Origin of the sequence: Pseudomonas sp. NCHU5216 (assembly GCF_052156495.1) — a bacterium.
GTDB lineage: Bacteria > Pseudomonadota > Gammaproteobacteria > Pseudomonadales > Pseudomonadaceae > Aquipseudomonas.
This window is the reverse complement of the sequence record NZ_JBQLIX010000018.1, coordinates 63,147-83,374: the sequence shown is the minus strand read 5'-3', so window position 1 is coordinate 83,374 and position 20,228 is coordinate 63,147. Positions and strand designations below refer to the sequence as shown.

Sequence of the window (20,228 nt, the reverse complement as noted above, 5' to 3'; positions counted from 1 at the left end):
GAACAACAGGCCACAAAGCTGATGGGAGACGACTGAATGAGCAATGACGGCGTGAATGCAGGCCGGCGTCGCTTCCTGGTAGCGGCCACCTCCGTGGTGGGCGCTGCAGGGGCGGTAGGTGCTGCGACTCCGTTCGTGGGGTCATGGTTCCCCAGTGCCAAGGCCAAGGCGGCCGGGGCACCGGTGAAGGTGAACGTCGCCAAGATCGAGGCGGGTCAGCAGATGGTTGCTGAGTGGCGCGGTCAGCCGGTGTTCATCGTGCGCCGTACCGAGGAGATTCTGAGCAACCTCGTCAAGATTCATGATCGCATGGCTGACCCTGAGTCCAAGGCCTCGGTACAGCCGCCTTACGTGGATCCGACCGTGCGCTCGATCAAACCCGAGCTGCTGGTAGTTGTCGGCCTGTGCACCCACCTGGGTTGCTCGCCGTCCTTCCGTCCGGAAGTTGCGCCTGCCGATCTGGGGCCTGACTGGGTGGGTGGTTACTTCTGTCCGTGTCACGGTTCCCGTTACGACCTCGCCGGGCGCGTCTACAAGGCCCAGCCGGCGCCGTTGAACCTGCCGGTGCCGCCGTATAGCTACGAGACGGATGACGTCATCGTCATCGGTGTGGACCAGGAGAAGGCCTGATGAGCAAATTCATGGAATGGGTGGATGCGCGCTTCCCCGCCACCAAGATGTGGGAAGACCATCTCTCCAAGTACTACGCACCGAAGAACTTCAACTTCTTCTACTTCTTCGGCTCCTTGGCACTGCTGGTGCTGGTCAACCAGATCCTCACCGGTATCTGGCTGACCATGAGCTTCACCCCATCCGCCGAAGAGGCCTTCGCCTCCGTCGAATACATCATGCGTGATGTCGAGTACGGCTGGATCATCCGCTACCTGCACTCCACCGGCGCTTCGGCGTTCTTCGTGGTGGTCTACCTGCACATGTTCCGCGGTCTGCTCTACGGCTCCTACCAGAAGCCGCGCGAGCTGGTGTGGATCTTCGGCATGCTGATCTACCTGTGCCTGATGGCCGAAGCCTTCATGGGTTACCTGCTGCCCTGGGGCCAGATGTCCTACTGGGGTGCCCAGGTGATCATCTCGCTGTTCGGTGCCATCCCGGTCATCGGCGACGACCTGACCCAGTGGATCCGTGGTGACTATCTGATCTCCGGCATCACCCTGAACCGCTTCTTCGCCCTGCACGTGATAGCACTGCCGATCGTCCTGCTCGGCCTGGTGGTGCTGCACATCCTGGCGCTACATGAAGTCGGCTCGAACAACCCGGACGGCGTCGACATCAAGAAGAAGAAGGACGAGAACGGTGTGCCCCTCGATGGCATCGCGTTCCATCCGTACTACACCGTGAAGGACATCGTCGGTGTCGTGGTCTTCCTCTTCGTGTTCTGCGCCGTGGTGTTCTTCTTCCCGGAGATGGGCGGTTACTTCCTCGAGAAGCCGAACTTCGAGCAGGCCAACCCGTTCAAGACCCCGGCTCACATCGCCCCGGTCTGGTACTTCACCCCGTTCTACGCGATTCTGCGCGCGGTGCCGGACAAGTTGCTCGGCGTCATCGCCATGGGCGCGGCCATTGCCGTGCTGTTCGTCCTGCCCTGGCTGGATCGTAGCCCGGTCAAGTCGATGCGCTACAAGGGCTGGCTGAGCAAGATCTGGCTGCTGATCTTCTGCGTCTCCTTCGTCATCCTCGGCGTACTGGGTGTGCTGGCTCCGACTCCGGGCCGTACCCTGCTGTCGCAGGTGTGCACCGTCCTGTACTTCGCGTACTTCATCCTGATGCCGTTCTACACCAGGATGGAGAAGACCAAACCGGTTCCGGAAAGGGTGACTGGCTGATGAAAAAGCTATTTGCTGCATTTGTATTCGCTGCGATGCCTGTTCTGGCGTTCGCTGCTGGTGGTGAGGATGTGCATCTGGACAAGGTCGATATCGACCTGACCGACAAGGCTGCCATGCAGGACGGCGCACGTACCTTCGCCAACTACTGCATGGGTTGCCACTCGGCCAAGTTTCAGCGTTACGAGCGGGTTGCCAAGGATCTTGGCATCCCCGAAGAAGTGATGATGAAAAACCTGGTCTTCACCGGCGCCAAGATCGGCGACCATATGAAGAACGGCATGCATCCGGAAGATGCCAAGGTCTGGTTCGGTGCCGCTCCGCCCGACCTGACCCTGGTGGCTCGTGTACGTGGCAACGACTGGCTGTACACCTACCTGCGCAGCTTCTACGCCGACCCGACCCGTCCGCTGGGCGTCAACAACACGGTATTCCCGAACGTGGGCATGCCCAACGTGCTGGCTGGTCTGCAGGGCAACCAGGTCATCGGTTGCAAGCAGGTTCAGGTGGTCACCGACGGCAAGAAGCAGTTCGACCCGCTGACCGGCACGCCGATCACCCATGAGGCCTGCGATCAACTCGTCGTCGAGCCCAACACCGGCACCCTGAGCGAGGCCGAGTTCGACGACAAGATCAAGAACCTGGTGACCTTCCTGGCCTACTCGGCCAACCCGGTCAAGCTGAAGTCCCAGCGCATCGGCACCTACGTGCTGCTGTACCTGGCGTTCTTCTTCGTGTTCGCCTACCTGCTCAAGCGCGAGTACTGGAAGGACGTTCACTAAGTCGTTGCGACTCTGCCCGAAACCTGCGCGCCCTGATGGGCGCGCAGGTTTTTGTGCTTGAGGATCCTGGTGCTGCCTAGCATGGCAAGTGCCTGCGAGTCAGGAGTTGCTCGAAGCGTTTGCGTCTCTCATCGCTTGCCGTGGCGGGCGATGGCAAAACCGCTTCTGATCATTTTTCGTGTTTCTGGAATATAAAAGCGAGGAGGATCGCCATGGCGGTGACCAATAGGTTGACCTGCTACTCCGACCCCGCCGACCATTATTGTCATCGGGTGCGTCTGGTGCTCGCCGAGAAGGGCGTCAGCGTCGAGATCATCGAGGTCGAGTCCGGGCGTTGCCCGCCCAAGCTGGCCGAAGCCAACCCCTACGGCACCGTGCCCACTCTGGTCGATCGTGACCTGGCGCTGTACGAATCCTCCGTGGTGATGGAATATCTGGACGAGCGTTATCCACACCCGCCGCTGTTGCCGGTGTATCCGGTGGCGCGGGCCAACAGCCGTCTGCTCATGCATCGCATCCAGCGCGACTGGTGTTCGCTGGTCGACCGGATTCTCGATGCGCGCAACAAAGAGGCCGACAAGGCCCTGGCGCGCAAGGAACTGCGCGAGAGCCTGACCGGCGTATCGGCGCTGTTCGCCGACAAGCCTTTCTTTCTCAGTGAAGAACTGAGCCTGGTCGACTGCTGCCTGTTACCTATACTGTGGCGCTTGCCCGTGCTGGGCATCGAACTGCCGCGGCCGGCCAAGCCGTTGCTCGACTACATGGAGCGCCAGTTCGCCCGTGAAAGCTTCCGGGCCAGCCTTTCCAGCGTCGAACGAGACATGCGCTGACGCGCGAGGAGGAGACACCATGAATTCCAGTCGTCCCTACCTGATCCGTGCCCTGTACGAATGGATCGTCGATAACGACTGCACGCCGCACCTGCTGGTCAATGCCGAATACCCCGGCGTGCGTGTGCCGCCAGGTTTCGCCAATGATGGGCAGATCGTGCTCAATGCGTCGCCCACTGCGGTGCGCGACCTGCACATGGACAACCAGGCCGTGAGCTTCGAGGGGCGTTTCGGTGGCGTGGCGCACAGCCTCTACCTGCCATCCGAGGCGATCCTGGCGATCTATGCGCGGGAGAACGGCCAGGGCATGGTCTTCGATGCAGAGCCACACACCGCGCCTCAGGGCGAGGAACAGGGCCCGGAAGACGATGGCCCGGATGATGGCGGCGAACCACCACGCCCGAGCGGGCGGCCGAGTCTGAAAGTGGTCAAATAAGCGGCAAGCTTCAAGCTGCAAGCGACAAGTAAGAGCAAAAACAACGGGCGCCCTGGGGCGCCCGTTTTACTTGCGGCTTGTAGCTTGCGGCTTGCAGCTCAGTTTGTGTACTCGAACAGTCGTACCACTTTCTGCACCCCGGAGACGCCCTGTACCACGTTGGTGGCGGCGTTGGCTTCGGCGCGGTTGACCACGCCCATCAGGTAGACGATGCCGTTCTCGGTGATCACCTTGATGTCAGCACTGGGGACACTGCTGTCGGTCAGCATCTGCGCCTTGATGCGAGTGGTCAGCAGCGAGTCGTTGCTGCGTGCCAGCAGCGAGGCGGGCTGTTGCACCTGCAGTTCGTTATAGACCTTCTTCACCCCCTGCACGCTGCGTGCGCGCTGCGCGGCGAGATCCTTGAGCTCGGCGCGCGGCGTCTGCCCGGCCAGCAGGATCACACCGTTGTAGGCGGTGACCACGATACGCGAGGTGGGGCTGCTCAGGTCGGGATTGGCGTTGCTGATGCTGGCGGCCACGTCAGGGCCGAGGAACTGGTCGTCGATCTTGTTACCGATGCTGCGGCTGCCACAGCCGGCCAGGCTCAGGACAACGGCCAGGGTGGCGAGGATAACGGCGGAACGCTTCATTCTTCACTCCCGAATAATTGACTGTCGATCAGGTCGCAGAGGCAATGGATGGCCAGCAGGTGAACCTCCTGAATTCGTGCGGTGACTTTCGCCGGTACGCGGATTTCCACGTCTTCCGGCAGCAGCAGCGAGGCCATGCCGCCACCGTCGCGGCCGGTCAGGGCGACGACGGTCATCTCGCGATCATGGGCAGCTTGGATGGCCTGGATGACATTCGCTGAGTTGCCACTGGTGGAAATGGCCAGCAGAACGTCTCCGGGCTGGCCCAGTGCACGAATCTGCTTGGAAAACACCTCGTTGTAGCTGTAGTCGTTGGCGATCGAGGTGATGGTCGAGCTGTCGGTGGTCAGGGCGATGGCCGGCAGGCTGGGGCGCTCACGCTCGAAGCGGTTGAGCAGCTCGGAGGAGAAGTGCTGGGCATCGCCGGCCGAGCCGCCGTTGCCACAGGAAAGAATCTTGCCTTCGTTGAGCAGCGCCTGAACCATGATCAGGCTGGCATGTTCGATGTAGGGCACCAGAACGTCCATGGCCTGCTGCTTGGTGTCGATGCTGGCTTGGAAGAGTTGGCGGATTCGCGATTGCATGTCCATCGGTTAAAACCTTGAGTGTGCGGCCGTCAGGCGTCGAAGGCGTTCTTGATCCAGTCGAGGTGCGCGGTATCGCCAGTGCTGATGGCGACCACGTCGAAGCGGCAGGGGTGGCGGGTCCAACGAGCGTGTTGCTGGAGAAACAGTTCGGCCGCGCTGATCAGCTTGTTGCGTTTGCGGGCATCAATGCTTTCCAGGGCGCCGCCCCAGGCGCTGTGACGACGGGCGCGGACTTCGACGAATACTACTGTATCGCCATCGAGCATGACCAGATCGAGCTCGCCGCGGCGACAGCTCCAGTTCTGTTCGATCAGGCGCAGGCCATTACGTTCCAGATGCTGCCGAGCCGCCTGTTCGGCGGCTCGACCCAGGTCGTTATGGGCGCTCAATTGAGGCTGTCGGGCAGGCGTTGCACCTGACCGTCGCGGAACTCGGCCCAGGGCAACTGACGCTCGATGCGTTGCGTGGCACTCAGGCTGAGGGTGCCGGAGAGGCCGTCGATGCGCGATTCCGGCAGGGCCTTGAGCTGGCCCAGGCGCGGTGCCAGGCGGTAGGCATCGACGCCCATGGCGTACAGACGGCCCAGGCTGCCACCCGCTTGCGGCCACTGTTCGGCAACCTGCTGACGCAGCGGATCCTGCGCATCCAGCAGCCACGGTGTTTCACAGAAGCGGATACCCTCCAGATCCTGATACTGCGCCTGGCTGTGGGCGCCGGTGAAGAGGTGCGAGGTGGCGTAAACCGGCACGTCGCCGGCGTACTGGAAGGCCAGTGTGGGTTTGATCTGCTGGGCCTGCTGCGGGGTGGCGGCGAGGAAGATGAAGTCGATGTCCTGGCGGCGTGCCGGCTGCGCATCGAGGCTGGTGCCGAGGGTATTCTGCAGGCGGCGGGCGCGGGCTTCGCTTTCACGCAATTGGAACAGGTCGGCGATCTGCCGGGCCAGCTCGACGGGTTGGTCGACGTGCTCGGCGGCGATCAGGGTGCCGCCCTGGGCCTGCCAGCTCTGGCGGAAGGCATCCAACACGCGGTCGCCCCATTCGCCACGCGGCACCAGGGCCACGGCGCGGCGCATGCCGTCTGCCCAGGCACGGCGGGAAACCTCGCGGGCCTCGTCCTCGGCGGCCAGGCCGAACTGGAACAGTTGCGCCGGGCCTTCCTGACCGGCATCGCTGTAGTTGAGTGCCAGGGTGGTGATCGGCAGCTTCTCGCGTTCACTGAGCTGCTTGACCAGCGGCTTCTCCAGCGGGCCGACCACCAGTTGCACGCCATCGGCCTGCGCCTGTTGGTAGAAGGCGTCCAGCGAACCGATGCGCGAGCTGTCGTACAGCTTGATCTGCGGTGGGTTCTGCCCGGCTTGCTCGGCCTGGAAGTGCGCGGCCAGGAAGCCGTCACGCAGGGCGCGGGCGACACCGGCCAACTGACCTTCCTGTGGCAGCAGCAGGGCGATGCGAGTCAGTGGCTGGCTGGCCAGCTCACGCAGCTTGACCAGGGCTTGCGGCAATTGCTCGGCGGCCGGGTGTTGCGGGTTTTTCGCCACCCAGTCGTCGATGGCGGCCTGCTGTTGCTCCAGGGTCGGCGTTTCCTTGATCAGGCGGGCCAGTTCCAGCCAGCCGGCCAGGTCGTTGTCGGCACCGGCACTGGTCTGCGGAGGCAGGCTGGAAACCAGTTCCCAGATTTTCTCCTGGTTATCACTGGCGACCTGGCCGCTCAGCAGCGGCGCGATGAACACGCGCTCGCGGGCTGCGGCCAGTATCTGGCCGTCGGCCTCCAGGGCGCGGGCGCGAACCAGTTGCGTGCGCACCTGTTGCTCCACCGGCAGTTCTGCCAGACGCTCCAGGCTGGGGTGCTGCAGGGCCTGCAGGGCACTCTTGGGCTGCTTGCGGGCCAGAGCTAGCTCGGCGCTCAGGGTGCTGGCGAAGATCTGCTGCGCCGGTTGCAGGCCGTTGAGGTCGAGTTGCTCGAGAATGCGCGAGGCACGTGCGATGTCTTTCTGCTGGTAGGCCTGGTCGGCAGCCGACAGACGCAGCAGGGCGGCTTGTTCCGGCTTGCTCTCGGCAGCCTGTTGCAGCATCTGCTCGATGCTGGCTTGTGGCGTACGCGGTAGCTGGCCCAGGTTGTTGGAGGGCGAGCTGGCGCAGGCGGCGAGCAAGCCCGCTAGGAAGAGTGCTGAGAGAGGGCGCAGGCTAGCGATCATCGGGTCATCCTGATACTTGAGCAAAACGAGCGGCGATTGTACCCAAGGGCTGAGGTCGGCGCGATGTCGCTGGGTGCGCAAGCCATCAGAATGAGCACCCATTCAAGCAACGAGCCGTTTTGCGCTCGCGGACGAGTGCTGAGCCTTGCCCTCAGCGCTCTGTCGGTTCATCGCCTCCCGCGCAGCCCTCGTCGCAGGCCTTTATCCGAAGGTCGAACCTGGCCAGTGCCTGGCCGATCTCTTCAAGTCGTTGCGGTGCGAGGCTCGAGCCGCCATCGAGCCGAATCTCTTTCCCTGCCGGGTCGTCGCAGCTGACGCCAATACCGGGCACCAGGCCTGCGATGATCTCGTTCGCGCGATATTCCACGGCCAATTGGCGCAAGCGAAATCTCGCCACCTTGGCGAACGGGGTCAGGGGGAGTTCATCGAGCATGAACACATGGCGGGGGCGCGCGGGCGGTTCCGCGATCCGGGCAGCGATGAAGGTCGTCAGCTCATCCAGCGCGAGCACAACCCCTGCTCGGGGCACGAGGTACAGCACCGGCACTTCACCGGCATAGTCATCCGGCATGCCGACAGCGGCTGCCTGTAGCACATCCGGGTGCGCCAGGGCGGCGTCCTCGATCATCTGCGGGTCGATGTTATGGCCGCTGCGTATGATCACGTCCTTGGCGCGGCCCACCACTCGCAGTTCACCTGCCGCTGTGACTTCGCCCAGATCCCCCGAGTGCAGCCAGCCCCCGTTGGGATCCCCGATGACCCCTTCGGCGGTCAGATAGCCTTTGAACACATTGGGGCCACGCACCAGGATTTCCCCTCTGGCTCCTGGGTGAAGACCACTGTCGGGGCTCCCCAGACAGATCTCGACGTTTGGCACGGGCTTGCCCGCGCTGAGTGAAACGGGGCGGCCATCGGTGCGTTGCGCCGTTGCGATGCCGCTGGATTCGGTCATGCCGTAAAGCTGGCAAACCGGCTTGCCGGTCTTTGCCTGCAGACGCAGGAACAGCTCCTGGGGTAAAGGTGAGCCACCTGTCATGAGCGCTCTCAATTCATGGAGATCGGCCCCTTCGGTTGAGGTTTCGGCGATGGCTGCGAGGGTAGTGGGCACCCCGGCGAGCAAGGTGATGCGCTGAGCGTCCACGATCTTCCATATGTCATCGATGACCTTGCGGCTGCGCATGCCGAGCAGTGAGGGAAATACCAGGGTCGCACCTGTCGACAAGGTGGCGAGCAGCGCGTCGATGGCGCCGCCGACGTGAAACAGCGGCAGGCCACTGAGCAACCGCTCGCTAGTGCCCAGGCCCAGGCCTGAAGCAGCCATGAGCGAGGCTGAGGCCATGTTGCGCAGGGAGAGCCGGGCCAGCTTCGGCAGGCCTGTCGTGCCACCGGTATGAATCAGCAACCCCACGCGCTCGGGGTCGTTGGCCGGCAGCTCCGCGGTCGATGGTGCAAGCAGTTCATCCCAGGGTTGCGCCGTGCCGCTGCCGCCGCCGACGGAGACTGCAATGACCTCAGGCGGGTTGCGCATGCCGTCGAGGGCCATCTGCAGGCGCTCCCACACATCCAATGCCGGATGCGGCCCCATGCTGATCACCACACGACAACCCGAGAGTGCCAATTGACTGCGTAGAGCCTCTGCCGACAGCAGCAGATTGACCGGGAACGCGACGGCTAAGCAGGTAGCGGCAATCAGGGCTGTCACCGCCTGGGGCACGAAGGGCAGCAGGATCGCCACGCAATCGTGGCGCTGGATGCCGCGTGCCGCCAGCGCCTGGGCGACTGCCCGAACCTCGGCAAGCAGTGCGTCATAGTCGAGCGTTGCGCCGGCTCCCATGCCGTCGGCACAGAGGTACTCGAGAGCCGGGTGATGGGGATGCTGCGCCGCCGAGCAGGCAAGCAGGTCGAAGGGAGTCGGGCACGACTGCATACGCTGTTGCAGGCAGACGCTGGTGTTCGGGAGGGTCGCTGACACAGAAGTCTCCTTCGCTGCGCAAGGCGCGCAGCAAGCCGTGCAGGCAGGCTGCGAACGAGCGTCGCCCGCAGCGCGGCGTGAAGTGGTCGAGCCTGCCGGGGTATCGGCATCGCTCAGGGCAGGCAGGCCAATTACCGGGTTATTGGCCCCGGCGCTGGTCGAGTTCGCGGATGCGTTCACGGGCCTCGTCGCGCTCGGGAATCGGCCGGCCGCTATCGCGCCATTCGACGGCGGCCTTGAAGCCTTCGGCCTGGGCGTAGCGGCGGAACCAGAGGCCCTCCGGGTTGTGGCGGGTAATACCGTCGAACAGGGTGGCCATCATCTGGCTCTGTTCGATGCCCATGTTCAGCATCACCTGATTCACCACCAGCTTGTGCATCGCCAGATGCGACTTGGGCACGCCGGCGATGCGATTGGCCAGGGCCATGGTGGCTGATTCCAGCTCGCTGTTTGGCACCACTTCGTTGGCCAGCCCCCATTGCGCCGCTTGCCTGCCATCGATCACATCGCCAGTGAACATCAGTTGCTTGGCCCGGGCGAAGCCGAGGCGGTACGTCCACATCGCGGTTGTCGGGCAGCCCCACACGCGGGTGGGCATGTAGCCGATCTTGGCGTCTTCGGCCATCACCAGCAGGTCGCAGCACAGGGCGATGTCGCTGCCGCCGGCCACCGCATGGCCATGAACCTTGGCGATGGTCGGCTTGCTGCAGCGCCACAGGCTCATGAAGTCTTCGGTGTTGCGCTTCATGGCAGCGTAATCGACCATCGGATCCCACGGATGACCTTCCTGCTGGCAGGGGTGGTCGGTGAGCTGTTCGGCGTAGTCGCTCAGGTCATAGCCGCCACAGAAGCCCTTGCCGGCGCCTTCGACGACGATGACATGAACCTCATCGTTGGCCTCCGCCCATTCCACCGCCGCCCGGATATCGCCGGGCGTCTGTTCGGTGATCGCGTTCAGGCGTTGGGGGCGGTTGAGCAGGAGGCGGGCTACGCGGGGCGACTGCGGGTCTTGCTCGATGGTAACGGTGGTGAAGGCGGGCATCGGAGGCTCCAGTGTTGTTCGTTCGGGGGTGGAACAGTCAGAATTGACTGTAGGAGTCCGTCGATAAACAGTCAATGCTGACTGTTTCTCTCATTCACCTCTTTGATGAGTCCTCATGCAGAACACCACGCCCCTCACTACCAAGGCGCAGGCCACGCGTCAGCGATTTCTGGATGCGGCGGTCGCCTCATTGATCGAATGTGGCGTTGCGCGCACCACCACGTTGGAAGTACAGCGCCGCTGCGGAGCCAGTCGGGGTGCGTTGCTGCACCACTTCCCGACCCATGCAGCGTTGCTCTCGGCCACCATCGCCGAACTGGTGCGGCGCAACGACGAGGCGGTGCGCCGGGCAGAGTCGGCCATGAGCCATATCGACAATCCTGTGGAGCGGGCCGTCCGCACCCTGGCCAGCATGAGCGTGCAGCCCGCCTATCTGGCGGAGCTGGAGCTCTGGGGAGCGGCCAGAACCGATGCAGATCTGCAGGCAGCGGTCAGGAGCGCGGAGCGCGATGCCCGGGTCGAGCGCGAGCGAGTGGTCGACAGCCTGTTCTCGGCCATCGTCGACAATCCCAACTATGCGGCAGTCAAGGCCTTGAGCATCGCTTTTCTGCGCGGCTTGTCGCTCTCGAGCGTTCTGGTCAGCCATCCGGAGCACGATCAGAGGCTGATCGGCCAATGGATCTGGGCGGTGGAAGCGTTGCTCCAGACACCGGCACAGTCATGATGTCTGTAGGTATGGCCGCATCAGAGGACAATGAGGCCGCGCTCGGTGCTCGCGTGCTCGCCTCGATGGGGTCAGGCTCGTTTGCCATGCACGAGCACGCATAATGGATGGTGGTCGGGTCGCAATCGTCTGCATTGGCAGGCAAGCTGTCGCCCTGGTGAACGAGGCCGAACGCCCGGATCGGGTAAGCTGCGGCTTCACAGCGGAGAAAGACATGTATCAGTTAGCGGGGCTGCAGGCCCCATGAGTCAGAGCGCCATTACCAGTGTCCAGCCCGGCACCCTCTATGTGGTCGCCACGCCCATTGGCAATCTCGACGATATCAGCGCGCGGGCGTTGCGGATCCTGCGCGAGGTGGCGCTGATCGCCGCCGAAGACACCCGTCATTCGGCGCGACTGCTGCAGCACTTCGGCATTCAGACGCCGCTGGCGGCCTGCCATGAACACAACGAGCGTGAGCAGGGTGGGCGTTTCCTCGCCAGGTTGCAGGCCGGTGAGGATGTCGCATTGATCTCCGATGCCGGCACACCGCTGATCTCCGATCCGGGTTACCACCTGGTGCGCCAGGTGCGCGCCGCGGGTATGCCGGTGGTGCCGGTGCCCGGCGCCTGTGCGCTGATCGCGGCGCTGTCGGCGGCGGGGCTGCCCTCGGATCGCTTCATTTTCGAGGGCTTTCTGCCGGCCAAGGCGGCGGGGCGTCGCGCGCGCCTGGAGCAGGTGCGCGAGGAACCGCGCACGCTGATCTTCTACGAAGCGCCGCACCGTATCCTCGAATGCCTGGAAGACATGCGCGCGGTGTTCGGTGGTGAGCGTCCGGCCTTGTTGGCGCGTGAGCTGACCAAGACGTTCGAGACCTTGCAGGGGTTGCCGCTGGCTGAGTTGTGCGAGTGGGTTGCTGCGGACACCAATCAGCAGCGGGGCGAGTGCGTGGTGCTGGTGGCCGGCTGGCAGGCGCCGGAGGGGGAGGAGGCGGTCAGCGCCGAAGCTCTGCGCGTGCTCGATCTGCTTCTGGCGGAAATGCCGCTCAAGCGCGCGGCCGCGCTGGCAGCGCAGATCACCGGGGTGCGCAAGAACCTGCTGTATCAGGTGGCGCTGGAGCGCCAGAAATAAGCCACAAGCGGCAAGCTTCAAGCTGCAAGAAAGAGCAGGGGACGGCACGCGTTCCGGTAGCTTGCGGCTTGCCGCTTTGTTACCCTTGGCAACGGAGAGTCGATCGGACAGTCGCTGCCTTCGCAAGAAGGGGGAGGAAAGTCCGGGCTCCATAGGGCAGAGTGCCAGGTAACGCCTGGGAGGCGCGAGCCTACGGAAAGTGCCACAGAAAACAACCGCCTAAGCACGCAAGTGCCGGTAAGGGTGAAAAGGTGCGGTAAGAGCGCACCGCACGGCTGGCAACAGTCCGTGGCTAGGTAAACCCCACTCGGAGCAAGACCAAATAGGGTTCCATCGGCGTGGCCCGCGCTGGAACCGGGTAGGTTGCTAAAGGCGTGCAGTGATGTACGCCGTAGAGGAATGGCTGTCCTCGACAGAACCCGGCTTACAGATCGACTCTCCTCCCTCCTTCCTTTGTGATGCGCTTCTAGTTCTCGTCGGTTTGATACCGAAAAAATCTTACTCTTAACAAATTACTTTAAGTTTGAAATTCAGCTCTATGGATTGGCTGGATTTTGCACAGTCTTGCCTGTTCTGGCATCGCTTTCTCCCTCGCTTTTATTCGCTAAATCTCCGTCCTGTAAGGATTTTTCCGTTCTGGCGCGCCTTGACTGTGGGGCGGCTGCGTTCCTATAGTGTGCGCGAGTGGTGAAAAGTGGTACGAAGTGGGTATTTATGGGCATGGGAAGCTAATTACAGGGGAAGCGCAGCCGTGTTTCGCGGAGCTAACGCCATCAGTCTTGACGCCAAGGGGCGCCTTGCGATGCCGAGTCGGTATCGTGATGAGCTCGTTGCGCGTTGTGCTGGGCAGCTTATCGTGACCATCGATGCCGTCGATCCCTGCCTTTGCGTCTATCCCCTGCCCGAGTGGGAGCTGATCGAGAGCAAGCTGCGTGAGCTGGCTTCCTTTCGTGAAGAGAACCGCCGCCTGCAACGTCTGCTGATCGGTAATGCCGTCGACCTCGAGCTCGATGGCAGTGGCCGTTTTCTCGTTCCGCCGCGCTTGCGCGGCTACGCCAAGCTGGACAAGCGAGCGATGCTCGTTGGCCAGCTGAACAAGTTTCAACTCTGGGATGAAGACGCCTGGAATGCCGTAGCCGAAGCCGACCTGGCTGCCATCAAGGAACCAGGTGCTCTTTCCGATGACCTCCGTGACCTGATCCTGTGACCATGACCGATAGCGACTTCCGCCATATCACCGTGCTGCTCGCCGAAGCCGTCGAGGGCCTGGCTGTGCGCGCTGATGGCTGCTATATCGATGGCACCTTCGGTCGTGGAGGGCACAGCCGGCTCATCTTGCACAAGCTTGGCCCGGGAGGACGGCTGCTGGGGTTCGACAAGGATCCCCTGGCAATAGCCACCGGGAAAGCATTGGCGGCCGATGACGGCCGCTTTGTCGTTGTACAGCGCAGTTTTGCTGAACTTTCCGATGAGTTGGCTGTCCGCGGCCTGAATGGCTCTATCTCGGGGATTTTGCTGGATCTGGGAGTTTCCTCGCCGCAACTGGATGACCCCGAGCGCGGCTTCAGTTTCCTCAATGACGGCCCGCTGGACATGCGTATGAATCCGCAGGTCGGGGTCAGTGCCGCCGACTGGATCGCCACGGCTGACGAAGAGGAAATCGCCCGCGTGCTCAAGGAGTACGGCGAGGAGCGTTTCGCCAAGCGCATGGCCCGTGCCGTGGTGCAGCGCCGTGCCGAGCAGCCGTTCACGCGCACCGCCGATCTGGCCAAGGTGCTGACCGATGCCAACCCCGCCTGGGAGAAGGGCAAGAACCCGGCGACGCGCGCCTTCCAGGGCATTCGTATTCACGTCAACAACGAGCTGGGCGATCTCGAACGCGGCCTCGAGGCGGCGCTGGACTCGCTGGAAGTGGGGGGGCGCCTGGTGGTGATCAGCTTCCACTCCCTGGAAGATCGCATCGTCAAGCAGTTCATGAAGCGTCAGGCCAAGGGCGAGGCGGACAAGCTGCCGCGTGACCTGCCGATCATCCCCAAGGCCTTCGAGCCGCGCCTGAAGCTGATCGGCAAGCCGGTATTCGCCAGCGAGGCCGAACTCAAGGCCAACCCGCGCTCACGTAGCGCAGTCATGCGCATCGCGGAGAAGCTGCGATGAGCCGGCGTTTCGGCAAGTCCATGCCCGGCGGCAGCCTGCTGTTGCTGGCGCTGTTTCTCGCCATTCTGGTGTCGGCGGTGGCCGTGTCCTACAGCGCCCACTGGAGTCGTCAGCTGCTCAATGACCTTTATGGCGAGCTGAGCGTGCGCGACAAGGCGCAGGCCGAATGGGGCCGCCTGATTCTCGAGCAGAGCACCTGGACGGCGCACAACCGCATCGAGACGCTGGCCAGCGAGCAGCTCAAGATGCATATTCCCGACCCCGCCGCCGTGCGCATGGTGCAGCCATGATCGGTCTCGAAGGCGCGCTCTATCCCTGGCGTTTTCGCCTGGTGCTGGCACTGCTCGCCTTGATGGTGGGGGCCATCGCCTGGCGCATGCTCGATCTGCAGGTGCTCGACCATGACTTCCTCAAGGCCCATGGCGATGCGCGCAGCGTGCGGCACATTCCGATTCCCGCGCACCGCGGCCTGATCACCGACCGCAACGGCGAGCCGCTGGCGGTCAGCACACCGGTCACCACCCTTTGGGCCAACGGCAAGGAGCTGCAGGCTGCGCGCGACAAGTGGCCGGCGCTGGCTGCCGCGTTGGGCCAGGATCCGGCCAGCTTCGCCGAGCGCCTGGAGCAGAACAAGGATCGCGAGTTCATGTATCTGGTACGCGGCCTGACCCCGGAGAACGGTCAGCGCGTGCTCGATCTCAAGGTACCGGGCGTTTATTCCATCGAAGAGTTCCGCCGTTTCTATCCGGCTGGCGAAGTGGCGGCCCATGTCGTCGGCTTCACCGACATCGACGACCGTGGCCGTGAAGGCATGGAGCTGGCCTACGAAGACTGGCTGGCTGGCGTGCCGGGCAAGCGCCAGGTGCTCAAGGATCGTCGCGGCAAGCTGATCAAGGATGTGCAGGTGGCGCAGAACGCCAAGGCCGGCAAGTCCCTGGCGCTGTCCATCGACCTGCGCCTGCAATACCTGGCCCATCGCGAACTGCGTAACGCGCTGCTGGAAAACGACGCCAAGGCCGGCAGCCTGGTGATGGTCGACGTGAAGACCGGCGAAGTGCTGGCCATGGTCAACCATCCCACCTACAACCCCAACAACCGCCGCAGCCTGACTCCGGCGGCGATGCGTAACCGCGCCATGATCGACGTGTTCGAGCCGGGCTCCACCATGAAGCCGTTGTCCATGGCCGCAGCGCTGGAGACCGGGCGTTGGAAGCCCAGTGATGTGGTGCAGGTGGGCAATGGCACGCTGCGCATCGGTCGTTACACCATTCGTGACGTGACCCGTTCGGAAGGGCCGGCGCTGGATCTGACCGGCATCCTGATCAACTCCAGTAACGTCGGCATGAGCAAGGTGGCCTTCGATATCGGCGGCGAGCGCATCTACGACACCATGAGCAAGCTGGGCTTCGGCCGTGATACCGGCCTGGGTTTCCCTGGTGAGCGGGTCGGCAACCTGCCCAACCATCGCAAGTGGCGCGAGGCGGAAACGGCCACGCTGTCCTATGGCTACGGCTTGTCTGTCACCGCGGTGCAATTGGCCCATGCCTACGCGACCCTGGCCAATGGCGGCTCCATGGTTCCGCTGTCGATGATCCGTATGGACGGCAAGCCCGGCTCGATGCAGGTGGTGCCCAAGGATGTCGCCACCACCCTGCAAGGGATGTTGCAGCAAGTGGTCGAGGCGCCGCGCGGCGTATTCCGTGCGCAGGTGCCGGGTTATCACGTGGCCGGCAAGAGTGGTACCGCGCGCAAGATCAGCGTGGGCAGCAAAGGTTATCGCGAGAACGCCTACCGCTCGCTGTTCGCCGGTTTCGCCCCGGCGCAGGATCCGCGCATCGCCCTGGTGGTGGTGATCGACGAACCCGGCAAGGGCGCTTATTACGGCGGCCTGATCTCGGCGCCGGTATTCAGCAAGGTCATGGCCGGTTCCCTGCGTTTGATGAACATCGCACCGGACAACCTGCCGTCGGACGAGCAGAAAGTGGCCGCAGCTAGCCAGGGAGGGCGTAACTGATGCCCATGCCGCTCAATCAATTGTTGCCTGTTGCCGAGAGCAGTGTGCTGGTGCGCGAACTGACCCTGGACAGCCGCAAGGTGCGCCCGGGCGATCTGTTCCTGGCCGTGCCCGGCACCCAGCAGGATGGCCGTGTGCATATCGCCGATGCCATCGCCCGTGGTGCCGCTGCGGTGGCGTTCGAGGCCGAAGGGGCTGCGCCCATGCATGCCGACAGCGCCGTGCTGGTGCCGGTCAAGGGGCTGGCTGGGCAGCTCTCGGCCATCGCCGGGCGCTTCTATGGCGAGCCGAGCCGCAGCCTGCATCTGGTCGGCATCACCGGCACCAACGGCAAGACCAGCGTCAGCCAGTTGCTGGCGCAGGCGCTGGATCTGCTCGGTCAGCCATGCGGCATCGTCGGCACCCTGGGCAACGGTTTCCATGGTGCGCTGGAGCAAAGCAAACACACCACGCCGGATCCGGTCGGCCTGCAGTTCACCCTGGCTTCGCTCAAGCAGGCCGGTGCCCGTGCGGTGGCCATGGAGGTCTCCTCCCATGGTCTGGATCAGGGGCGTGTCGCGGCGCTGGAGTTCGATGTCGCGGTGTTCACCAACCTGTCCCGTGATCACCTCGATTACCACGGCAGCATGCAGGCCTATGGTGCCGCCAAGGCCAAGCTGTTCGCCTGGCCGAACCTGCGTTGCCGGGTGATCAACCTGGATGACGCCTTCGGTCGTGAGCTTGCGCAGCAGCCGCACGAGTCGCGCCTGATTGGCTACAGCCTGGCGCACTCCGACGCCTACCTGTATTGCCGCGACGCGCAGTTCGATGATCATGGCGTGCGCGCTCACCTGGTCACGCCGCGTGGCGAGGGCATGCTGCGCAGTAATCTGCTCGGCCGCTTCAACCTGAGCAACCTGCTGGCGGTGGTCGGTGCCCTGCTGGGCATGGACTACGCCCTCGACGAAATTCTCAAGGTGCTGCCGCAACTGCAAGGGCCGGCTGGCCGCATGCAGCGCCTCGGTGGCGGCGACAAGCCGCTGCTGGTGGTGGATTACGCGCACACTCCGGATGCCCTGGAAAAAGTACTCGAAGCCATGCGCCCGCATGTCGAAGGCCGTCTGCTCTGCCTGTTCGGCTGCGGTGGTGACCGTGATCGCGGCAAGCGCCCGCTGATGGCGGCAGTGGCCGAACGCCTGGCCGATGGGGTATGGGTGACCGATGACAACCCGCGCAGTGAGGACCCGGCGCAGATCGTCGCGGACATCCATGCCGGCTTCGTCGCGCCGGACAAGGTGCAGTTCATTCACGGCCGTGGCGATGCCATCGCCCGCCTGGTCGCCCAGGCTGAGGCCCGCGACGTGCTGGTGCTGGCGGGCAAGGGGCATGAGGACTACCAGGAAATCATGGGTGTGCGTCAGCCGTTCTCCGATCTGATCGAAGCGAACAAGGCCCTGGCGGCCTGGGAGGCCGCTCATGCTTAAGCCCTGGCTGCTCAGCGACGTCGCCGCCGACCTCAGTGCGCGTCTGATCGGTGCCGATGTGGCCTTTTCCGCGGTTGGCACCGACAGCCGTACCATCGCGGCCGGACAACTGTTCGTGGCGCTGACCGGGCCGCGTTTCGACGGTCACGATTACCTGGCCGACGTTGCCGCCAAGGGTGCCGTTGCCGCGCTGGTCGAGCGCGAGGTGGAAGGCCTGACGTTGCCGCAACTGCTGGTTGCCGATACCCGTCTGGCCCTCGGTCAGCTCGGTGCTCTGAATCGCCAGGCCTTCACCGGCCCGCTGGTCGCCGTCACCGGCTCCAGCGGCAAGACCAGCGTCAAGGAAATGCTCGCCGCCATCTTGCGTGTCGGCCTGGGCGGCGCCGTGCTGGCCACCCGTGGCAATCTCAACAACGACCTCGGCGCCCCGCTTACCCTGCTGGAGCTGGCGCCTGAGCATCGCGCCGGGGTGATCGAACTGGGCGCCAACCATGTCGGCGAGATCGCCTACACCGTCAGCCTGACCCGGCCGCAGGTGGCCATCCTCACCAATGCCGGCAATGCTCATGTCGGCGAGTTTGGCGGGCCAGAGAAAATAGTCGAAGCCAAGGGCGAGATTCTCGATGGGCTTTCCGAGCAGGGCGTGGCCGTGCTCAATCTCGATGACAAGGCCTTTGCCATCTGGCAACGCCGTGTCGCTGGGCGCCAGGTGCTGAGCTTCGCTTTGCGCGACAGCCGCGCCGATTTCCACGGCGCCGATCTGGCCCGTGACCAACGTGGTTGCCAGGGCTTCACCCTGCGCAGCCCGGCTGGCAGCGCGCGCATTCAGCTCAATCTGCTGGGTGAGCACAACGTCGCCAATGCCCTGGCCGCCTGCGCCGCAGCCCATGCCCTGGGCATGCCACTGACGGCGATGGTCGAAGGTCTGCAGGGCTTGCAGCCGGTCAAGGGGCGCGCCGTGGCGCAACTGGCAGCAAACGGTGTGCGGGTGATCGACGACAGTTACAACGCCAACCCGGTGTCGATGTGCGCGGCGGTGGATATACTCGCCGGCTTTTCCGGGCGCACCGTTCTGGTGCTGGGCGACATGGGCGAGCTGGGCGAATGGGCCGAGCAGGGCCATCGCGATGTCGGCCGGCATGCCGTGGGCAAGGTGGACGCGCTGTATGCCGTCGGCCCGCTGATGCGCCATGCCGTCGAGGAATTTGGCGCCGCAGGCCGCCACTTCGCCAATCAGGCCGAACTGATCGCAGCGCTTCGCGCCGAGCAGGCCGGCAGCACACTACTAATCAAAGGATCTCGCAGCGCCGCCATGGAAAACGTGGTGGCGGCGCTGTGCGACGTAGCTGGGGAGAATCACTAAATGCTGCTGCTGCTGGCGGAGTACCTGCAACAGTTCCACAAGGGCTTCGCGGTCTTTCAGTACCTGACCCTGCGCGGCATCCTCGGCGTGCTCACCGCCCTGGCGCTGTCGCTGTGGCTCGGGCCGTGGATGATCCGCACCCTGCAGGTGCGCCAGATCGGCCAGGCCGTGCGCAACGATGGCCCGCAGTCGCACCTGTCGAAGAAGGGCACGCCGACCATGGGCGGGGCGCTGATCCTCACTGCCATTGCCGTCAGCACCCTGCTCTGGGCCGACCTGTCCAACCGCTACGTCTGGGTGGTGCTGGCCGTGACCCTGGCCTTCGGCGCCATCGGCTGGGTCGACGACTACCGCAAGGTGATCGAGAAGAACTCGCGCGGCCTGCCGAGCCGCTGGAAGTACTTCTGGCAGTCGGTGTTCGGCCTGAGCGCTGCTGCCTTCCTTTATATGACTGCGCAGAGCCCGGTGGAAACCACCCTGATCCTGCCGCTGCTGAAAGACGTGAGCATCCCGCTGGGCATCGGCTTCGTGGTGCTGACCTACTTCGTCATCGTCGGCTCGAGCAACGCGGTGAACCTCACCGATGGCCTCGACGGCCTGGCCATCCTGCCCACGGTGATGGTCGGTGGTGCCCTGGGCATCTTCTGCTACCTGTCGGGTAACGTGAATTTCTCCGAATACCTGCTGATTCCCTACGTGCCGGGCGCCGGCGAGCTGATCGTGTTCTGCGCCGCCCTGGTGGGGGCCGGCCTGGGCTTTCTGTGGTTCAACACCTACCCGGCGCAGGTGTTCATGGGCGACGTCGGCGCGCTGGCGCTGGGCGCCGCACTGGGCACCATCGCCGTGATCGTGCGTCAGGAAGTCGTGCTGTTCATCATGGGCGGCGTCTTCGTCATGGAAACCCTGTCGGTGATCATCCAGGTCGCCAGCTTCAAGCTGACCGGCAAGCGCGTGTTCCGCATGGCGCCGATCCACCACCATTTCGAACTCAAGGGCTGGCCCGAGCCACGCGTGATCGTCCGCTTCTGGATCATCACCGTGATTCTCGTGCTGATCGGCCTGGCCACCCTGAAACTGAGGTAAG

General features: G+C 63.9%; 20 protein-coding genes and 1 other RNA gene. 15 read left to right on the top strand and 6 right to left on the bottom strand.

Annotated features, from left to right (window positions below):
* Positions 1–36: 36 nt before the first annotated feature.
* The 5 genes from petA (at position 37) to ACSVIK_RS14465 (ending at position 3,889) form a co-directional block, all read left to right on the top strand.
* Positions 37–630 carry a ubiquinol-cytochrome c reductase iron-sulfur subunit gene (petA, locus tag ACSVIK_RS14485; RefSeq protein ID WP_442444977.1) on the top strand — a complete coding sequence of 198 codons (594 nt, stop codon included), beginning with the start codon at positions 37–39 and terminating at the stop codon, positions 628–630.
* Complete coding sequence (locus tag ACSVIK_RS14480; RefSeq protein ID WP_268178932.1) at positions 630–1,841, top strand: cytochrome b; 1,212 nt, start codon at positions 630–632, stop codon at positions 1,839–1,841. The genes petA and ACSVIK_RS14480 overlap by 1 nt, the downstream gene beginning before the upstream one ends.
* A complete protein-coding gene (locus ACSVIK_RS14475; RefSeq protein WP_268178931.1) occupies positions 1,841–2,623 on the top strand; it encodes a cytochrome c1 in 783 nt (260 codons plus the stop codon). The genes ACSVIK_RS14480 and ACSVIK_RS14475 overlap by 1 nt, the downstream gene beginning before the upstream one ends.
* A 212-nt stretch (positions 2,624–2,835) precedes the next feature.
* Positions 2,836–3,453, top strand: coding sequence for a glutathione S-transferase N-terminal domain-containing protein (locus tag ACSVIK_RS14470; protein WP_442444976.1), 618 nt, complete (start codon positions 2,836–2,838; stop codon positions 3,451–3,453).
* A gap of 19 nt (positions 3,454–3,472) precedes the next feature.
* Positions 3,473–3,889 (top strand): ClpXP protease specificity-enhancing factor, encoded by a 417-nt coding sequence (locus tag ACSVIK_RS14465; protein WP_442444975.1) that lies wholly within the window; start codon positions 3,473–3,475, stop codon positions 3,887–3,889.
* Between the two features lie 98 nt (positions 3,890–3,987).
* On the opposite strand, the gene ACSVIK_RS14460 is transcribed toward ACSVIK_RS14465, so the two are convergent.
* From ACSVIK_RS14460 to ACSVIK_RS14435, 6 genes are all read right to left on the bottom strand, one after another.
* The gene (locus tag ACSVIK_RS14460) at positions 3,988–4,521 is read right to left on the bottom strand and encodes a BON domain-containing protein (RefSeq protein WP_442444974.1); all 534 of its coding nucleotides are present in this window, start codon (positions 4,519–4,521) and stop codon (positions 3,988–3,990) included.
* Positions 4,518–5,111 carry a phosphoheptose isomerase gene (locus ACSVIK_RS14455; protein ID WP_268178927.1) on the bottom strand — a complete coding sequence of 198 codons (594 nt, stop codon included), beginning with the start codon at positions 5,109–5,111 and terminating at the stop codon, positions 4,518–4,520. The genes ACSVIK_RS14460 and ACSVIK_RS14455 overlap by 4 nt, the downstream gene beginning before the upstream one ends.
* A 26-nt stretch (positions 5,112–5,137) precedes the next feature.
* Complete coding sequence (locus ACSVIK_RS14450) at positions 5,138–5,497, bottom strand: YraN family protein (protein ID WP_442444973.1); 360 nt, start codon at positions 5,495–5,497, stop codon at positions 5,138–5,140.
* Positions 5,494–7,302 carry a penicillin-binding protein activator gene (locus ACSVIK_RS14445; protein ID WP_442444972.1) on the bottom strand — a complete coding sequence of 603 codons (1,809 nt, stop codon included), beginning with the start codon at positions 7,300–7,302 and terminating at the stop codon, positions 5,494–5,496. The genes ACSVIK_RS14450 and ACSVIK_RS14445 overlap by 4 nt, the downstream gene beginning before the upstream one ends.
* A 151-nt stretch (positions 7,303–7,453) precedes the next feature.
* Positions 7,454–9,274, bottom strand: a complete 1,821-nt coding sequence (locus tag ACSVIK_RS14440) for an AMP-binding protein (RefSeq protein ID WP_442444971.1) — start codon at positions 9,272–9,274, stop codon at positions 7,454–7,456.
* A gap of 139 nt (positions 9,275–9,413) precedes the next feature.
* Positions 9,414–10,316, bottom strand: coding sequence for a crotonase/enoyl-CoA hydratase family protein (locus ACSVIK_RS14435; RefSeq protein ID WP_442444970.1), 903 nt, complete (start codon positions 10,314–10,316; stop codon positions 9,414–9,416).
* Between the two features lie 115 nt (positions 10,317–10,431).
* Here ACSVIK_RS14435 and ACSVIK_RS14430 point away from each other — a divergent pair, with 115 nt between their 5' ends.
* From ACSVIK_RS14430 to mraY, 10 genes are all read left to right on the top strand, one after another.
* Positions 10,432–11,040 (top strand): TetR/AcrR family transcriptional regulator, encoded by a 609-nt coding sequence (locus tag ACSVIK_RS14430; protein WP_442444969.1) that lies wholly within the window; start codon positions 10,432–10,434, stop codon positions 11,038–11,040.
* A gap of 243 nt (positions 11,041–11,283) precedes the next feature.
* A complete protein-coding gene (gene rsmI / locus ACSVIK_RS14425) occupies positions 11,284–12,150 on the top strand; it encodes a 16S rRNA (cytidine(1402)-2'-O)-methyltransferase (protein ID WP_442444968.1) in 867 nt (288 codons plus the stop codon).
* 95 nt (positions 12,151–12,245) lie between these two features.
* Positions 12,246–12,593, top strand: an RNA gene (gene rnpB / locus ACSVIK_RS14420) — RNase P RNA component class A.
* A 308-nt stretch (positions 12,594–12,901) separates the two neighbouring features.
* Positions 12,902–13,357, top strand: a complete 456-nt coding sequence (gene mraZ, locus ACSVIK_RS14415; RefSeq protein ID WP_268178920.1) for a division/cell wall cluster transcriptional repressor MraZ — start codon at positions 12,902–12,904, stop codon at positions 13,355–13,357.
* 2 nt (positions 13,358–13,359) lie between these two features.
* Positions 13,360–14,304, top strand: coding sequence for a 16S rRNA (cytosine(1402)-N(4))-methyltransferase RsmH (gene rsmH / locus ACSVIK_RS14410; RefSeq protein WP_442444967.1), 945 nt, complete (start codon positions 13,360–13,362; stop codon positions 14,302–14,304).
* Positions 14,301–14,594: a cell division protein FtsL gene (gene ftsL, locus ACSVIK_RS14405; RefSeq protein WP_268178918.1), complete on the top strand. Its 294-nt coding sequence runs from the start codon at positions 14,301–14,303 to the stop codon at positions 14,592–14,594. Before rsmH ends, ftsL begins: the two co-directional genes overlap by 4 nt.
* A complete protein-coding gene (locus tag ACSVIK_RS14400) occupies positions 14,591–16,318 on the top strand; it encodes a peptidoglycan D,D-transpeptidase FtsI family protein (protein ID WP_442444966.1) in 1,728 nt (575 codons plus the stop codon). The genes ftsL and ACSVIK_RS14400 overlap by 4 nt, the downstream gene beginning before the upstream one ends.
* Positions 16,318–17,781 carry a UDP-N-acetylmuramoyl-L-alanyl-D-glutamate--2,6-diaminopimelate ligase gene (locus ACSVIK_RS14395; protein WP_442444965.1) on the top strand — a complete coding sequence of 488 codons (1,464 nt, stop codon included), beginning with the start codon at positions 16,318–16,320 and terminating at the stop codon, positions 17,779–17,781. Before ACSVIK_RS14400 ends, ACSVIK_RS14395 begins: the two co-directional genes overlap by 1 nt.
* Positions 17,774–19,144, top strand: coding sequence for a UDP-N-acetylmuramoyl-tripeptide--D-alanyl-D-alanine ligase (locus tag ACSVIK_RS14390; protein ID WP_442444964.1), 1,371 nt, complete (start codon positions 17,774–17,776; stop codon positions 19,142–19,144). Before ACSVIK_RS14395 ends, ACSVIK_RS14390 begins: the two co-directional genes overlap by 8 nt.
* Positions 19,145–20,227: a phospho-N-acetylmuramoyl-pentapeptide-transferase gene (gene mraY / locus ACSVIK_RS14385; protein WP_442444963.1), complete on the top strand. Its 1,083-nt coding sequence runs from the start codon at positions 19,145–19,147 to the stop codon at positions 20,225–20,227.
* Position 20,228 lies beyond the last annotated feature (1 nt).

Bases quoted from the DNA above. Each gene is read 5' to 3' on its own strand.
- ACSVIK_RS14435 (WP_442444970.1), bottom strand. From the start codon at position 10,316: ATGCCCGCCTTCACCACCGTTACCATCGAGCAAGACCCGCAGTCGCCC.
- ACSVIK_RS14460 (WP_442444974.1), bottom strand. From the start codon at position 4,521: ATGAAGCGTTCCGCCGTTATCCTCGCCACCCTGGCCGTTGTCCTGAGC.
- ACSVIK_RS14480 (WP_268178932.1), top strand. From the start codon at position 630: ATGAGCAAATTCATGGAATGGGTGGATGCGCGCTTCCCCGCCACCAAG.
- ACSVIK_RS14475 (WP_268178931.1), top strand. From the start codon at position 1,841: ATGAAAAAGCTATTTGCTGCATTTGTATTCGCTGCGATGCCTGTTCTG.
- ACSVIK_RS14445 (WP_442444972.1), bottom strand. From the start codon at position 7,302: ATGATCGCTAGCCTGCGCCCTCTCTCAGCACTCTTCCTAGCGGGCTTG.
- mraY (WP_442444963.1), top strand. From the start codon at position 19,145: ATGCTGCTGCTGCTGGCGGAGTACCTGCAACAGTTCCACAAGGGCTTC.
- rsmH (WP_442444967.1), top strand. From the start codon at position 13,360: ATGACCGATAGCGACTTCCGCCATATCACCGTGCTGCTCGCCGAAGCC.
- ACSVIK_RS14455 (WP_268178927.1), bottom strand. From the start codon at position 5,111: ATGGACATGCAATCGCGAATCCGCCAACTCTTCCAAGCCAGCATCGAC.
- ftsL (WP_268178918.1), top strand. From the start codon at position 14,301: ATGAGCCGGCGTTTCGGCAAGTCCATGCCCGGCGGCAGCCTGCTGTTG.
- ACSVIK_RS14465 (WP_442444975.1), top strand. From the start codon at position 3,473: ATGAATTCCAGTCGTCCCTACCTGATCCGTGCCCTGTACGAATGGATC.
- ACSVIK_RS14390 (WP_442444964.1), top strand. From the start codon at position 17,774: ATGCTTAAGCCCTGGCTGCTCAGCGACGTCGCCGCCGACCTCAGTGCG.
- petA (WP_442444977.1), top strand. From the start codon at position 37: ATGAGCAATGACGGCGTGAATGCAGGCCGGCGTCGCTTCCTGGTAGCG.
- ACSVIK_RS14400 (WP_442444966.1), top strand. From the start codon at position 14,591: ATGATCGGTCTCGAAGGCGCGCTCTATCCCTGGCGTTTTCGCCTGGTG.
- ACSVIK_RS14430 (WP_442444969.1), top strand. From the start codon at position 10,432: ATGCAGAACACCACGCCCCTCACTACCAAGGCGCAGGCCACGCGTCAG.
- rsmI (WP_442444968.1), top strand. From the start codon at position 11,284: ATGAGTCAGAGCGCCATTACCAGTGTCCAGCCCGGCACCCTCTATGTG.
- ACSVIK_RS14395 (WP_442444965.1), top strand. From the start codon at position 16,318: ATGCCCATGCCGCTCAATCAATTGTTGCCTGTTGCCGAGAGCAGTGTG.
- ACSVIK_RS14470 (WP_442444976.1), top strand. From the start codon at position 2,836: ATGGCGGTGACCAATAGGTTGACCTGCTACTCCGACCCCGCCGACCAT.